Genomic DNA, 15,444 nt, shown 5'->3' with positions numbered 1-15,444 from the left:
CATAATTTTCAGAGTTATATCTTTTTACCTTAACAATTCTTTTTTGATTTCCTCTTCAACTTTCTCTCTTATATTCACGTTAAGGTCCTTCGTCGAAAAATCAGTCATAGCTTCAAGATCATATATATCTCTTGTCACTTTTTCAATAGCATCATTTATTTCTTTTTTGTCAAATTCCTTTATAATAGGTCTAATCTTCACATACCCTGGAGAGCCTTTACCATAAATTCCTTTTCTTTTATCAATGCAACCACCTGCACCAGATCTACTGCTTCTAAAACCACTTTTACACTCTACTGTTTCATATTTGACTTCACCATCTTCTATATATGTTATTTTATTATCTTCAGTAGACTTCAATGCATTTGTTGGTATAACTGTTTTTTCTAATTCTAAACTCGGTTCATGAATTATTGTGTCCTTATAACCCTTACCACCGTATGTTCTATACTCACCTCCACCTGCAACAATAATCAGTGGCTTGCAATGTTGCTTCTGCGAATTGCACATTTTTATGAAAATAGGTCCCCCGTCCTTATCTGAGGAGTTATTTTCCTGGTTACCCCCTCCCTCTGTAACTCGAATATTAATTCGAGGATAATTAGGATCAATTTTCAATTGAGCTTTAATATAATCTCCTGGCATTCCTGATCTGCTTTCTTTGGACTTTGCTATATTAACTATATGACCTGCTTCACCACTTCCCCACGCTTCTATTTCAACACGGTCAAACATTATTGATAAGTCATCTGTATAAACATTTCCATCTTCAGGCTTATAGGATTTTTCACTATTTTTTTCAAGCTCTCGTTTCTTATTTTCAAGTTCTTGTTTCTTATTTTCAAGTTCTTGTTTCTTATTTTCAAGTTCTTGTTTCTTATTTTTCAGTTGTTCCTTTATCTTTTCTAATTTTTTTTTGAGACCTTCTAAATCGAACCTACACAATTTATTAGCGTAAAAAACTTCTGTTCTGTTTGCTTTAATTGGTGCTTCTAGTTGCGTGACAACGCCATTCTCATCTTGTGAAACTTTCAAGTAAAATGGTTGATCACCCTTTTCATATTGTGTTGAACGGCTACATGTTCCATTAAAGCAGATGCACCCATCATAGCCTTGCTCACATCCTTCTTTATGCTCTGTATCTATCAACTTATATACTACTTTGACTTTGTTATTTATAAATTTTTCATCTATGTCTTTATCGTAATCCACGCAGTAACTGCATTTTCCCTTTTCCTGTTTATTTTCGTCAGGGAAGAAAACATACCCTTGCTTATTAAATATTATTTTATCCAGCTGATCTTGAAGTCTTTTTATTTTTAAGAGGTCGACTATTTCCCTTTCCTTGCTTGGAAGATAATAGAACCGATTTGATTCCTTTGAGTAAACAGCATTGTATTGAATATATTTTGTTCCCATTAATTTTAGTGGTATTATTTTATTTTCTCTTTCAAGAACAAACTCCTCTGGTTCTGTCTGCCATCCAGAAAGACAAAGCATTTTACTGTTAGAATTTTCTTTATACTTTACTTCTATTTTTGGACGTCCTAAGCTGTTCAATTTGCATTTATTTCCTTGAAACTCTTCACATTCCGTTTCAATATCAGGAACATAGCCATATTCTTTCAGAACTTTAAATTGTTGCGGATTACTTTCTAATATACCTTCTATAATATTATCAATATAACTTTTTTTGTTATTACTATCAGTCGTTTTTGCTACTATTGCTGGTTTTACCACTTTCAAAGACAGAGGGCCAATTTTTTTTCCATCGCGGTTAATATCAAAAATACAAACATCATTACTGTAGTTCCCAGGTACTTCACTACAGATATCACTATTCATCTTCATTTTTATTTCTAGCGTGTTTTTATTTGCTATCTTCACTATCTCAGGTTCTGGAGCAGGTGGTGACGGAAAGCAGCGGATGAACTGTGGATTTTTTTCATCTATACTTTGAGTTCCAAGGTATTCAGCACAGAGCTTATCTTTTTCTCTATAAGTTTTGAAGTAATGTGTCGTGCCATCTTTATCCAAAATAGAATGCTTCCTAACTTCATCCGAAGTAGGGAGCTCCTCAGCTTTATCTTTTTTGTATTTTCTGGGAAAATCTAATTCTTTTCCAATCTTTCCGTTTTCTTCTATTAGATCACCAGCTATTACCTTAACTTTAGGGTTGAAGTAATCATTATCTTTATCTGTTATAGGAACAATTCTAACTTGTGGAGGCGACATCGCAAGTTGTTCACAAAACGGAGGGGGGCCAGGTGCAAGTGGTACAGGAGCACATTTTATCTTTTGCTTTCCTTTACTCCATGATGAACAAGTATCACAAACGTTTTCCATATCCCCTGGACGGAAAATATTTTCTCCCTGAAGCACTCTTGAAAACCATGCAGAACTACCCATACAAGCGCCTTTTTGGCTACAAGCACATATTTTAGGAGACTTAGCAAACTTCGTTTTTTCTTCATCAGTAACATTGTCTGCCCATTCCCACTCAAGACTATCTGCTATTTTTGCATTAACAGATGTTTTATCTCCTTCCCAATCAATAAACACTGCTGCAGAGACTTTACCTCCTGTATCTTGTGTACCATATATCTGGCGGCAGGATGTTCCACTAGGTAATATATAACAATTATCTTTTCCTTCATAATCACAGACTTGAATCTTTGGATTAAAATAACCATCAATTCCTTGGTCTTTTACTTGTCTTACTGTAATATATTGGTATAGCTTTTCATCAACTTTAAAACTACCTTTAGTACCAAAAGTAAAAATTGCTAAAAAACCCTCCAAAGCTTTTTTGCCTCCAGCTTCAAGTGTACTATTACTCTCTACAAGAGGCGGACAATCAGCATATCCTTGATACGAAAGACCAAGTATCAAAAAGAACATCAATAAGAAATTAAGCTTTACACTTCTCATAAAACACCGGTAACCACTCATTAACTTCTTCTCCTTTTTCCTTTATTGCCTCGTACATATACTTTATAGTCTCTTTGTTAGCTGAAAGTACATGTATTTCTTGCATATTCTTTAAATCTAAATTTAAAGTTACTAACCCTTTATACTGCTTTATCAAAAATAAACCTTCCTGTGTTGGCGTCTGCAGAATTATATTCAGCTCCTCTTTTGATAAAGAAAATGCCTTCATGTATAATCTATTTGCATTGATGTTCGGCATCAAGATTCTTGTATCAACATGCTTGTCTAAATATTGAGTAAATTTGCTAGCAAATGCGAGATTTAAATTTTCAGTACTTAGGATTACCACAACATTTAGTTCCGTCATTCTTTGCATCCAGTTATCAAACTCTTTCTCTGTAGGAAAAATATTACTTATCTCCCATGCTTCATCCAAAACAAGTATTGCAGGTGATCCATCACATTTTGCCTCAAAAGAATATAAAAAATAGTAAAGTATCACGGACATACATTCTTTTCGTTTTGTGAGGTTTGCGGTGTTGAGAGATATAATTTTTGTTTCCCAGTCAATATCTGATTCATTACCATCTTGAAATAAGTAAGCAAACTCACCACCGTCACACCATCTACTTATTTTATCCCCGAGGAGCAAAAGCACCTCAGAAATTTGCGCAATAGAACGTGACTCCTTGGGTATAGCAAATATAGAATCCACAATTTTTCTTATCTTTTCTTCTACGTCCACCAAGCTCGTATCGGCTACCATTCTTTTGATCAGTTCAACCAACATATTGCGATTGGAAGCACTATCTTCAATGTTTAGTGGATTAAATTTTAGGCTTTTGTCCTTATACTTCGGATCGATTATATAATATTTACCACTCACTGCTTTAGTAAAAATTATCGACTTTCCAGTGTTATCCAATATGACAATTCTTGGGTTAAACTTTCTTGATTCTGATAATAGGAAATTAATGAGTGAAGTTCTGCCTGAATTTGGAGCTCCAAGTATCGTAGTATGGCCATTATTTCTTTTTCCATGGAAATTAAAGAAGTAAGGATTTCCTTCTTTTGAGAAAAAAACTGTTACCGCTTCTTTCCACCTTCCTCCTTTTAATGTACCTGACGTAAAATCATGCAGCATAGCAAAACTGCAAGCATATTTTGCTAATATATTTTTCGGTTGTGTAATAAAGGTAAAATTGCCCGGAAGTTGTGCCCAAAAATGACTTTCCATATGTAGATCAGTTCTAAATATCATGAAGCCAATTAATGACATTATAGAAGATAAATCACTAATATTTTCGGCTAACTTATTCCTATCGTCTGCAAATATTGTAAAAATAATTTTCTGTTGGCAGAAGTCTAGACTAGAGGTCTTTTCAAGCTCTATTATTTCTTCAATTCCTGAGCTTTTAAGTAAGGTATTATCCTCACTAATTTGCAGCATGTTAATTTGTTTATTAAATTCTTTTATTGCCTTACTATTACTAGTAAATATCATTATTTCTGTAATGATAAATTCAGATTCAAGCTGCAAGCACCTATCTATATTGCCTAAGGAGATTTCTCGGTATTCCTTTATGCTGAAAACAGAGCCAAATTTCTGTTGATTTTCAAAGATTGTCTGAAACGTATTGAAACCAAAAGCTATTTTAAAATTTCTAATATATTGCGACAGGTCCCTTTCGTGTATTGGATAATCTTTGTGCGTTAATGTAACAATATAGTGGAGAAATTCTATCATTTCAGAATATATTTTACCTTCACTAAATCTTAGACCCAGTTTTTTAGCTCCAAAAGGTCCTAAATCATCGTGAATTAAGTCAGTTATCTTTTGCAACTCCTGGTGACTTTCTTGTAAAGACAGCTTATGCTTATTCTTTATTCTATTAAAAAAAAATGAATTATTAGTATGCTTACCAAAATCGCTAAACAATATTACAATATATAATTCATTTATATACTGTAATTTACTATCAGTGAGTTTATCAAACCGCGCTGAATGTAGCTTATCAGAGAAGTCTTCAGTTTTATTCCATTTTAAGCTCAATTTATTGCGCTTTCGGACAGTATGAATCCAAACGGTAAAATATAGGCTATTAATATTTTTTGATATGTTTTTTCTAATTTCAGTTCTAAGGTCGCTGTAATTATCAACAGAAGAATAATCTTCTAACTTGATTATTTTTAACAACTCTCCCTGTTTTGTTAGTATAGTTTCTTTATTGTAATGACAAGCATAAGGAATGAAATCTAAATCAATGCTCTCTAGTAATGCTAAGTTGTTCTTTTTTTCAAACTTAGAGTTAATTGCTGGTACTTTTAGCTGCATATGCGTATTCAATAAAGATAATTAAAAAAGATAAAAATACTATCTTAATTTTTATCTTTTTTTTCGCTATCGGATTGTAATTTTATATCTTTTGCAAAATTAAATTTTTCTTTTAAGTAGTCTGTTGCCTTTTCTGTACTACCAAACATCATGATCAGTACACCAAACATTATCATAAAAAAGATTAGACCTCTGAACACTACTGCAAGTATCACCGCAGCTATACACAACCCTATGATTGTTGAAGGACTCATATTTTCTACAGTATCTTTAATTGAAAACGAAGAAATAAAATCTTTTACCGTTTCTTGTACATCCTTTAATTCATCACTCACCGAAGCTTCGCTAGAATATGATGCAAAAATGAAACTTAATAAGGCTATAAAAACCAAAACTTTATTCAATTGAATGCGCATCAACTAAATACCCTTTAAATATTCCTCAAATATAACAACTTTTATATCAATAGGCAAGAACTGAATTCACTTATCCACTACAAGTAACACATATTTAATTTTTACAGACGTGAACATGCTGTAAGCTCTTTATCATCAACAGGACGACTCAAATTGGTGGATGTTAATTCACTTGAAGGGGTTAAACACCATGTAGTTATTGCCGCTATAGCAAATACTGCTCCTATGACACACAATATTCCTGATCTTGCTATTGCTGCTGCAACAAGACACCCGACTGCTAGAAGAGCACAACCTGCTACAAGTGCAACGTGAAGATTTCTGTTATTGGGTTGTTTAAGTGGAATATCTTCACCCTTTTTCTCATTCACAGGAAGTTTCTGCACAGTTGTAATGGTATTTTTTTTGTCCTTTTTTTCTTCAGATTTCACTGGATCCTTTGTGTGGTCATCATCTTTCATCCCAGTGCGTGACACTGGGATCTTTGATTCTTCTCCTCTGGCTTCAGTTACCTGCTGTAATGACACCTGGGATAACTCCTCCTTAACTTGATCTGGATTTGCTTGACCATCTGAGTTTACACTTTCTTGCACCTGTGGCTCTTCTGGTGCAGCTTGCTCTGGTTGCATTTGATTCTCATTCTCTTTTTGTAGATTATTATTTTCTTCAGCAACACTTGGTATTGAGTTTACACTTTCCTCAGATGAAGTGCTTGTTACTAAAGTTAAACTGCTCCTTCTGCTACTTACTGGTGATTTCAAACTTTCTTTACTCGTTCTAGGTGAGTCTATTCCACTATCTGATTCACTGTCACTACTGAGTTTAGAAGTTTGCTTCTCCTCTATTTCTTCCACAACCTTGCTATATTTTTCAAACACTTCCTCTGTAACATCTGAATTACTAAGTATTTTATTATCACCACTTTTTTTCTCAGCTACATTCAAGGGTGTTTCTTGTGTGTTGTTTTGCTCTTCAATATGTTTTAGCTGCATTTGATCTTCAATATTTTCTTCAACAGCATTTGGTATTGAGCTTACACTGCTGCTCCTGTTAGTAATATCCAAAATTGTTTGTACTATTGCTGCCTTTTTTTTTGAGTCTAGTTTTTTTGACTCTGTTATTTCTGCTTGCAACGCTGGAAGAAAGTGTTGGATGTAACACTCATAATCTTCTCTTTGTTTTTTCAGTGATTCTTTTAATTCATCTGGTGTTTTAGGACTGTTTCCTTGCTTGGACAGATTTATATGTTTTGCGAGAGCCTGCTCATCTTGTCCTGCTCTAAGTAATTCTCCTAATTTAGTTAATACCTCCCTAGGATTAGCAGGACTATTTTTTTGCTTGAACAACCTTTTGCATTTTCCGGCAGTCTCTTGCACAGCTTTTTGATCTTCTTTTACTGTTTTACGTATAATGTTGAACAAATTCCAATCTGCGTCATTCCAAGATTCAGTAGAATTTTCTATTTTATTAGGTGAAACAGGCATAACATTTCTCCATACATAATAAAATGTATAGATACCTCTTTAGCGTTAATTTTACATTAAAACTGGGCAATTATGCCATATTATGGATAATTAATGGCAACTTGCTAACCATTTGCTTTGCTAACTACTGGGTTTTCTACTTCTACAGATTTGCTATCAATATAATTATTTGTCTGTTGAATTAATATGTCTATCACTTCTTTTACAGGCTTTTCCCTATCAACCATGCCAACACTTTGACCGGCCATTAAAGATCCCGTTTCAACATCTCCATCAATTACTGCTCTTCTTAAAGCTCCAGCCCAGAACTTTTCTATTTCAAGCTGCCCATCTTCTTTTGAGATCTGTCCCTTTTGGTATTCATCAATAACTTTTTTTTGATGCTTCATAAAATCATCACTTGCTTTGTTGGCTATAGCTCTTACTGGAATTACAGGAAAATCAGCACTTATCTGTACAGAAGGTATTGCATTACGTGCGGCTGATTTAATAAACACTTTCTTAAAATTTTTGTGGGCAATTGACTCATTAGTGCAGACAAATAATGTACCTATTTGACAGCCACTTGCCCCCATTTCTAAGTAATTAACTATCATTTCACCTCTTCCTATTCCACCTGCAACAAACACTGGTATTTGTTCATTTTTAAAATGAGGCAATATCTCTTGTGCGAGAACAGAAGTGCTAACTGGCCCTATGTGCCCGCCTGCTTCCATTCCCTCTATTATTAACGCATCTACTCCCATTTTTACTAACCTTTTCGCAAGGCTTAATGCTGGTGCAAAGCACATAACTTTAATGCCTGCACTCTTAATTTTTTCTATATTAGGCTTCGTTGGTAATCCGCCAGCAAGCACTATATGGCTTGCTTTCGTTTCAATACACACATCTATCAACTCACTCAACTTTGGGTGCATAGTAATTAGGTTTACACCAAATGGTTTGTTAGTTAATTCCTGTGTCTCTATGATTTCTTTTTTCAATAGGTCTGGAAACATTGCACCACATGCAATTACACCAAAACCACCAGCGTTTGAGATTGCCGAAACCAAGTTTCTCTCTGAAACCCAGCTCATAGCACCACCCATTATCGCAAACTCACTACCAAGAAAATCTGTTCCTTTTTTCCAGAGGCTACTTAACATATAACCTATATCATACGTTTAAAAATGTTTTGCTTATCTATAAATGTGTGTTTCAAAGCGCCAAGTATATGCAAGATTATAAAGAGTACCATAAAACATGCAAGCATCGAATGTAGCTGATTAGCCGTGTTAGCTAGATCTTTGTTTTGATTAATCAACAAAGGGATATGAAAAAAATACTTGATCTTTTTGCCAGAAGCAGAAGACATAACATAGCCAGATAGTGGCATTAGTACCATTAAAGAATATAAACCAAAGTGTACTGTTTTACTTGCATTGATTACAAATCGAGAGAAATTTGCTGGAAATGGTGGAGCATAAGTAAAGACGCGAAAAAATATGCGTACTATGATTAGTCCAAGAATAGTGATACCGCAAGCCTTATGAATAGCGTATATGTTGAACTTAATCTCATTGCTAAGTGGTAAGCTTTTCATGTAAAGTCCAGAGCAAAGCATACCAATAATAAAAACAGTCATCAACCAATGGATAACTCTTAAACCTAGGCTATATTTATCGTCTTCCATTTTGATTACCCTAAAGTAGCATTTATATAATAGAAAAACTATTTTTCAATCAAAATTATTAAAGCAATTTAGATTTACCGACAATGTAGCTATACAAATTCGACCCAGCCGGGAGTCAAGTAGCTGGCCGGCACCTAAGCCATAGAAAAGGATTAAATGCAAAACTTCCTTGAAAACTCCGTCAGCTCCCTTATTGTAGTATTAAGGGTATTTATAACTCAAAACTTGTTTTTGACCTGTAGGCTCAATGACAAAATTCAGTAAAAAACTTAGGGTATTTTTTGGCGGGTTACATAAAATTATAGCGGCTGCATGTCTTTTAAATTTTTTCTACATTCAGCCAAACCGCGCTTAATTTAAGCGTTAGCACATTATTACAGCGCCAGTTTAAATGATTATAGGGTCAAAACTCGCACCACGGGGCTTCTTTTGCCTTTTTTTTCGTTTAGTAAATTTCTTAAGTATTTATGACTAAACGACAACTGTCATCCCTGTAAAGGTCAAGTAATTCGTCATTCCGCTATGTGTTAGCGGATGAGATACCGCGAATGAATCGCGGTATGACGATTCGTGGCGGTATGACGGTTCGCGGTGGCATGACGATAAGCTCGTCATTCCGCTGCTTGTTAGCGGCTAAGAGATACCGCGGCGGTATGACGTAGAGCTCGCGTTAGCTATGCTTTTATACTCACCAAATAAGTTTGCTTGCTTACAAGCAAACTTTCCTGGATTCCAGCGTCACACGCTGGAATGACAGAGCTATAGGTGTCATCCAAGTAGCGTGACTACTTGGATCTGAGCTGTATTACCAAGTCCAATTAAGTGCAGCAGCATCACTTGTTGGAATCTTAAAGGACGGTTGTGACACTATCTCTTTTACCTCATTTCTAAGCCATTCACTACCATCTTTTCCAGCATCCGTAATATCTTGCTTGAAACTGCTTTCTAGTACACCTTTAGCAGCTTCAGTGACGTTACCATTACCATTTATAGCATTTCCTATTGCAGTTAACTTACCTAACTCAGTGTTTAAGTCAGCAGGCATCTTATCAGTCTTAGTCTTTATAGCAGTAACATCAGATCCTAAGGTATCTGTAATCTTATCAGTCTTAATCTTGTATGCTCTTCAGCTTATCCTCTAAATTAGGCTTACTTACAGCACCTTTTATAACGGTAACATCAGCTCCTAAGGTATCTGGGGTTGCAGTTAGCTTACCTAATAATTTAGCAACTGCACCATTAGTCATGAATTCTACTGCTAAAGGACTATAATCTATTTCATTACCATTATGAGATTGATACTTAAAAGTGCTAAAAACATCAGTATTATTGTCTACACCAAAGGTATACTTATTCTGTGCAGCATCTTCATAAACTATAGTTTTAATCTCACCTGTATTTGCTGCATCAGTTTGTCCATCTACTTGTTTAAATTTTAAACTAGCCGGCATATCACCCTCCATTAATTACAAAAACCATAGCATGCATGAAAAAAGTATAATTTTCGTTAATGCTAGATTTTACATAAGATTTCCTTGAAACTTTTCATTTTAGAATTCTTCTCTTGTCATTCCAGTCTGGAATCCAGCCTTTATTATGCAGTCACTTATTTGAAGTTAAGTTTTCTGGATCCAAGTAGTCAAGCTACTTGGATGACAGCTAGCCTGACAACCGTCATCCCGCTACTTGTTAGCGGCTAAGAGATACCGCGAATGAATCGCGGTATGACGTGTTGCTTGGGTCAGCTATACTTGCCTCCCTGTATGTATTAAATGTACGCCGAGTTGTGGTCGTGATAAATGTGGTCGCTTGCGCAATCGAACATTTTCGCAAAGCCATTCTCTAGATAAAGATTATATTCGTGATGTTGATCTGATAATACAATATTATCTTGCTCCCCTAAATTGAAATGACTTGAATCTGACAGCAATTCGTAATTTGGATTATCTATTTTACTAATGCTGCTTATTACTTTGCCATTACCACTTGATATAGCTAAACTATAACTATCACCGTCCTTCATTATCTTGATGGACACCTTATCTTCAGGTAACACTATAAGTTTCTTTGTGCCACTATCGTGGATTACGAATTTGCCTTTTTCAAAATAGTATTTGTCTTCCGGCAAAGCACCAACCTTGTATTCTGATGTGTGCAGTTTGTTCCAAAAATCTAACACAGATTGCTTTTCCGCTCCTTCTGCTCTATCAGATAAGGCTTTTATGTCGTAATAATCTATGGTTACATTTGCCTTGTGCTTCCCTTCTGAGTCCTGCTCGCGACTCTTTTCTATTTTTAGAATTGTATCTTTCAACACCTGCTCTTTCTCCTCCACTGAAGCTGACCTTTTTGCCCTTGTTGGAATTTGTGGCTGATCAGACTGCATTTCACTATTGTCGTTTGATGCAGTTTTCTCTTCAGCAACAACATTAGTAGTACTATGGCTCATGTGTGACGTATCAACTTCTGTCTTAGTTTCACTTACCTGCCCTTTTGGACTTTCGGTTTGTTTCTCTTTTGTGAATATTCTCTGATAGTCCGTGTAGCCTCTATTAGTATCACCGATATCGCCATCACCTTGATCGAAAGTTATTTTTTTACTTCCATTCCCCATGTCCTCAATTTCAACTTGAGGAGAAACAGATGCGAGGAAATCGTTATAACTGTAGTTGTAGTCAGCGGAAAAGAATATTTTCCCTTTGAAGTTATGGAAATTATTAGATAACATTCCAATTTCTTCATCAGTATCACCATCAAATAGTTTTACTTTAGTGAAATATGCTTGATCTTTTATTCTAACTATTTCACCGCTAGAGTTTCTTTGTATGTGGTAATCATTTGGGTCGTACTTTATAGCAAAAAGTTTGCCAGAGCCATATTTCTCTAAGTTTATAAGGCCTATATTTACATGTTTATGGGAATAATCTCTCTTCTCATATTCATGTGCAAATATTGGATCTATATATCTATATTCATCTGGTATGACATTATACTCTCTCCCTTCAGAATCAGATGGTGCTAACTTATATTGTCCATCCTTTTGCACTAACTTTAGATGAGTAACTTTTTCAGGTAACTGATAGCGCACATTTTTTCCGTGATCATGAATGAACAAGTTACTTCCATTTGTAATTTCACCTCTTTCATTTTTCACCTCTTCGGTAATATAAAAGCCCATATTTTTGAACTCATGTAAGCGCTCGTCTCCTTGCTTTACGACAGCTTCATATACATCGTCGTCTGTCCTATCTGTTCCCTTATTATCCAGTAATGTTCCTTTTTCCACGATTACTCCATTTGCCTTTTGCTCATCAGAATATTGTGCATGCTCTGAATCTTGATGATTCAAAATTTTGGTACCTCTAAGGAGCAGAGAATCTAAATCTTTTTGAATATGTCCAGTGCTGGGGTGCAACAATTCATTTTCATGTAAATGTGCTTCATCAAAGTATTCATCGCGTTCAACTGTTCTGCCATCTATCAGAGAAGCTTTATAATGACTATTTTCTTTTGTAATAGCCATATAAGCACCACCATCATATTGAGTATTTAAGTTGTGCAATATATCCTCAAAAACGAAAGTTTCTTTAGTTTGACCTTCAACTTGCTTAAAAAATCCTGATTCACTCGATAATTCTCCAAGCTTTGTATTTCCGTCATATATAGACAGTGCACCCATATCTCCTTGACCATGAGCTTGCATAGAAAAAATCTTACCTTCTTGTAGATCAATATGATTTGTACCTCTTATCAAGTTTGAATCGATATTGATCATCTCTTCTAACATCTTTTCTACGTCGATGTTCTTAGTCGCTTTTACTTGTTCTAAGCCAGTGTTTATGGTTTTATCAAGCAAGGTACTTTTTAAATTTTCATACTTATCTAGTATTGCATCTTTCAGTTGTGTATATTTGTCTTGTGTAGCACTATATAATCTCTTATCTTCATTACGATAATTAGTGCTGGCTGAATTGCATTTTTCTACAAATTTCTCATAAGAGATCTCTCCTCTTTTGTATTGCTCGTATGCATCATGATGCTGTGTTTCTTCCTGTTCACGCGGGCCTTTCAACACATCATCATATTCTATATCCTTCTGCTTATCTAAGTCTTCTAGCTCGCTCGCACGTATTTTTTCTAAGTCTTCTTTCCCATTATAGTAAGATTTTCTTAGATCTTCACCATATTTTGATAGCATCCTTAAAGCCTGATCTTTATACTCTTGACTGTTTTGATATTCATTACCTTGTTGATCAGAGTAAGTTAATTTATCCTGTCCATCAGAAGTTTTGATTACCTTTAAGAAATGATATTCCTTTGATATATCGAGGTTATCATTTGTTGCCCTATTTATAGCACGAGCAACATCATAAAATGATACATGTTCTACAGGAGAAAAACTTCCAACGTTTTCTCCATCTATTTTTTCTATATTTGCTTTATAGTAGGATATATTTTTAATTTCTCCACCCACTATTTCTTGACCAGTTGCTATAAAATCTCCTTTTGTAACTTGCAAAGCGTTGAGATGTTCCATTGCAGTTTCTGTATCATTCTCAGCAAGCCAACTTTTGAAGTCAGCATCATGTCCTTTTATATCTTTCAAGAAACTTTTTGACTCATCTGAGTTACCTTGACGTAAAGCATCTAGGTAGTCTCTTAATAAACTAGGATCTTTTTCCTGTAAGTACATTATCAACGCATGACCTGTTTTATAAACCAGGCTATTTGCTTCGCTGTCCTTTGAATATTCTAAACTTAAAATTTTATCTAAATCCAAATTTGCAGCTTCAGTTTTGTCGATACTTGATCCTTGAGAATTGAATTTATGATCTGAATGATGCTCAAAGTAATCTGCAATTCCTTCCATTAATACTGTAGGTAGGTGCTTACCTCCTGTAGCCAAGTAAGTTAAACCATGTGCAAATTCATGCTGAAGGTTATGAACGCCACCTTGCTGATAGACATGCATTTCAGCAAAAACATCAGCTTCCCCTTTGTAGTAACATTTACCACCCTCATCTCCAAGGTAAGAACCGAAACGCTCGCTTCCGCCAAGGTGAGTGTAATCATCCTTGTCATCAAACATATAAATTTTAAATGTTTGTTCTGAGTTGCTGTGTTCTAACTTGAATGTATCTTTAAAACTAGTAGCTGTTTCTTTTATCTCACTTTCAATTGTTGCAATTTTACTTGCTCTTAAATTATGAGAATAAACTTCTACTTTAATATTTAAATCTTTAACTTCTACAACATGTGGCGAATTAAACCCTTTGCCGTTATTGTTAAAGTATTCTTCTTTAGTTATATTTTTATTTATTTGTTGATTGATTATCATAATTCTAACCTCTAATTTATTAACTCTTCAAATATAAGGTGATCTCTACTAAAAAAGTGTGAATTTTCATATTGGTATAGTCTATATCTTAGTGAAGAAATATAAGTAATTAATTTAATATGAACAATGTAAGATATAGCTTGACCACAAAAAAAATCTAAATTCTAACGTTACATTAGGATAGGGTAAGAATTTAAAAGCAAATTGACTTTCATTCCACCAAAGCACTATACTAAAACCACGATGGGTAATTAGCTCAGCTGGTAGAGCACTTGCTTGACGTGCAAGCGGTCGCTGGTTCGAACCCAGTGTTACCCACGTTTTTGTTCATGAAAAGATTTTATATGACAGCAGTGCATAACGGCAAACACTCAGCAGCACAGTCCAAGCGCTTAATCTATTCCATAATAATAGTTGCGATAACAATGTTTATGGAAATAGTAGGTGGAATAATTTCACATTCGCTTGCTCTACTATCAGATGCAGGGCATATGCTCACTGACCTCTTTGCCTTAGTTTTAAGCTGGTTAGCACACAAATTTTCAGCTAAGAAATCTGATTTTCAAAGATCATACGGGTATCATCGGTTGCAGATAATTGCAGCATTTGTTAATGGTTTAACTTTATTCTTCATTGCAGTAATCATTATAATTGAGTCAATAAAAAGATTTATTTTTCCGGTAAATGTTGAGTGGAAAGTAATGTTAGTAATTGCTACACTTGGCCTGATCTCTAATATTATAGTCTTTTTTATATTACATAGTAAATGCGAGAGCAATATAAACATAAAAAGTGCTGTACTACACGTTATAGGAGATATTTTAGGTTCTGTAGCTGCTATACTTGCATCCATAATTATCATGTTTACTGGATGGCAAATGGTGGATCCGATTTTATCGGTATTTGTCAGTGTAATCATTTTGAATAGTGGCTACAAAATTCTAAAGAATTCTTGCCACATACTTCTTGAAGGCACACCTGAAGGGATATCTACTGAGAAAATAAAAAGTAAGATCACATCAGAATTACCTGAAGTGATAGATGTGCACCACATACATGCATGGTCACTGTCTGATAATTATTTTATAATTACCATGCATGTCAAAGTAAAGCAAGATGGACAACACACTGATATTTTGTATGAGATAAAAAAAATACTACTAAATAGGTTCGAGATAGCACACTCTACAGTCGAGATCGAATACGATGAGTGTGCGGATAATAAGATACTTAAACATTGACGTTTTAAATTACTATGCTATTACTAG

The 15,444-nt window shown here is 34.7% G+C and carries 10 protein-coding genes and 1 tRNA gene; 2 read left to right on the top strand and 9 right to left on the bottom strand.

Going from position 1 to position 15,444, the window contains the following annotated elements; genetic code table 11:
• Positions 1 to 24: 24 nt before the first annotated feature.
• The 9 genes from AAGD69_RS06575 to AAGD69_RS06535 form a co-directional block, all read right to left on the bottom strand.
• The gene (locus AAGD69_RS06575; protein ID WP_341812085.1) at positions 25 to 2,931 is read right to left on the bottom strand and encodes a hypothetical protein; all 2,907 of its coding nucleotides are present in this window, start codon (positions 2,929 to 2,931) and stop codon (positions 25 to 27) included.
• Positions 2,912 to 5,266: a type VI secretion protein gene (locus tag AAGD69_RS06570; RefSeq protein ID WP_341812084.1), complete on the bottom strand. Its 2,355-nt coding sequence runs from the start codon at positions 5,264 to 5,266 to the stop codon at positions 2,912 to 2,914. Before AAGD69_RS06570 ends, AAGD69_RS06575 begins: the two co-directional genes overlap by 20 nt.
• A 44-nt stretch (positions 5,267 to 5,310) precedes the next feature.
• On the bottom strand, positions 5,311 to 5,682 hold the full coding sequence (locus AAGD69_RS06565; RefSeq protein WP_187297371.1) for a hypothetical protein: 372 nt from the start codon (positions 5,680 to 5,682) through the stop codon (positions 5,311 to 5,313).
• Positions 5,683 to 5,783: 101 nt separating this feature from the next.
• Positions 5,784 to 7,166, bottom strand: coding sequence for a hypothetical protein (locus AAGD69_RS06560; RefSeq protein ID WP_341812083.1), 1,383 nt, complete (start codon positions 7,164 to 7,166; stop codon positions 5,784 to 5,786).
• 104 nt (positions 7,167 to 7,270) lie between these two features.
• The gene (locus AAGD69_RS06555; protein ID WP_341812082.1) at positions 7,271 to 8,311 is read right to left on the bottom strand and encodes a nitronate monooxygenase; all 1,041 of its coding nucleotides are present in this window, start codon (positions 8,309 to 8,311) and stop codon (positions 7,271 to 7,273) included.
• Positions 8,312 to 8,316: 5 nt separating this feature from the next.
• Positions 8,317 to 8,838, bottom strand: coding sequence for a cytochrome b (locus AAGD69_RS06550; protein WP_341812081.1), 522 nt, complete (start codon positions 8,836 to 8,838; stop codon positions 8,317 to 8,319).
• Positions 8,839 to 9,643: 805 nt separating this feature from the next.
• The gene (locus AAGD69_RS06545; RefSeq protein WP_341812080.1) at positions 9,644 to 9,883 is read right to left on the bottom strand and encodes a hypothetical protein; all 240 of its coding nucleotides are present in this window, start codon (positions 9,881 to 9,883) and stop codon (positions 9,644 to 9,646) included.
• 64 nt (positions 9,884 to 9,947) lie between these two features.
• Complete coding sequence (locus tag AAGD69_RS06540; protein WP_341812079.1) at positions 9,948 to 10,289, bottom strand: hypothetical protein; 342 nt, start codon at positions 10,287 to 10,289, stop codon at positions 9,948 to 9,950.
• Between the two features lie 317 nt (positions 10,290 to 10,606).
• The gene (locus AAGD69_RS06535; protein ID WP_341812078.1) at positions 10,607 to 14,176 is read right to left on the bottom strand and encodes a peptidase M2; all 3,570 of its coding nucleotides are present in this window, start codon (positions 14,174 to 14,176) and stop codon (positions 10,607 to 10,609) included.
• A gap of 245 nt (positions 14,177 to 14,421) precedes the next feature.
• On the opposite strand from AAGD69_RS06535, the gene AAGD69_RS06530 reads away from it, so the two are divergent.
• Positions 14,422 to 14,494 (top strand) — tRNA-Val (locus tag AAGD69_RS06530).
• A gap of 11 nt (positions 14,495 to 14,505) precedes the next feature.
• Positions 14,506 to 15,417 (top strand): cation diffusion facilitator family transporter, encoded by a 912-nt coding sequence (locus tag AAGD69_RS06525; protein WP_341812077.1) that lies wholly within the window; start codon positions 14,506 to 14,508, stop codon positions 15,415 to 15,417.
• The last annotated feature ends 27 nt before the right edge of the window (positions 15,418 to 15,444 follow it).

Source organism: Wolbachia endosymbiont (group A) of Conops quadrifasciatus (assembly GCF_964027015.1).
GTDB lineage: Bacteria > Pseudomonadota > Alphaproteobacteria > Rickettsiales > Anaplasmataceae > Wolbachia.
The sequence above is the reverse complement of the archived record's forward strand: the minus strand, read 5'-3'. Positions and strand labels throughout refer to the sequence as shown.

Coding starts and splice junctions, on each gene's coding strand:
- AAGD69_RS06565 (WP_187297371.1), bottom strand. CDS start 5,682: ATGCGCATTCAATTGAATAAAGTTTTGGTTTTTATAGCCTTATTAAGT.
- AAGD69_RS06525 (WP_341812077.1), top strand. CDS start 14,506: ATGAAAAGATTTTATATGACAGCAGTGCATAACGGCAAACACTCAGCA.
- AAGD69_RS06575 (WP_341812085.1), bottom strand. CDS start 2,931: ATGAGAAGTGTAAAGCTTAATTTCTTATTGATGTTCTTTTTGATACTT.
- AAGD69_RS06535 (WP_341812078.1), bottom strand. CDS start 14,176: ATGATAATCAATCAACAAATAAATAAAAATATAACTAAAGAAGAATAC.
- AAGD69_RS06570 (WP_341812084.1), bottom strand. CDS start 5,266: ATGCAGCTAAAAGTACCAGCAATTAACTCTAAGTTTGAAAAAAAGAAC.
- AAGD69_RS06560 (WP_341812083.1), bottom strand. CDS start 7,166: ATGCCTGTTTCACCTAATAAAATAGAAAATTCTACTGAATCTTGGAAT.
- AAGD69_RS06540 (WP_341812079.1), bottom strand. CDS start 10,289: ATGCCGGCTAGTTTAAAATTTAAACAAGTAGATGGACAAACTGATGCA.
- AAGD69_RS06555 (WP_341812082.1), bottom strand. CDS start 8,311: ATGTTAAGTAGCCTCTGGAAAAAAGGAACAGATTTTCTTGGTAGTGAG.
- AAGD69_RS06545 (WP_341812080.1), bottom strand. CDS start 9,883: ATGCCTGCTGACTTAAACACTGAGTTAGGTAAGTTAACTGCAATAGGA.
- AAGD69_RS06550 (WP_341812081.1), bottom strand. CDS start 8,838: ATGGAAGACGATAAATATAGCCTAGGTTTAAGAGTTATCCATTGGTTG.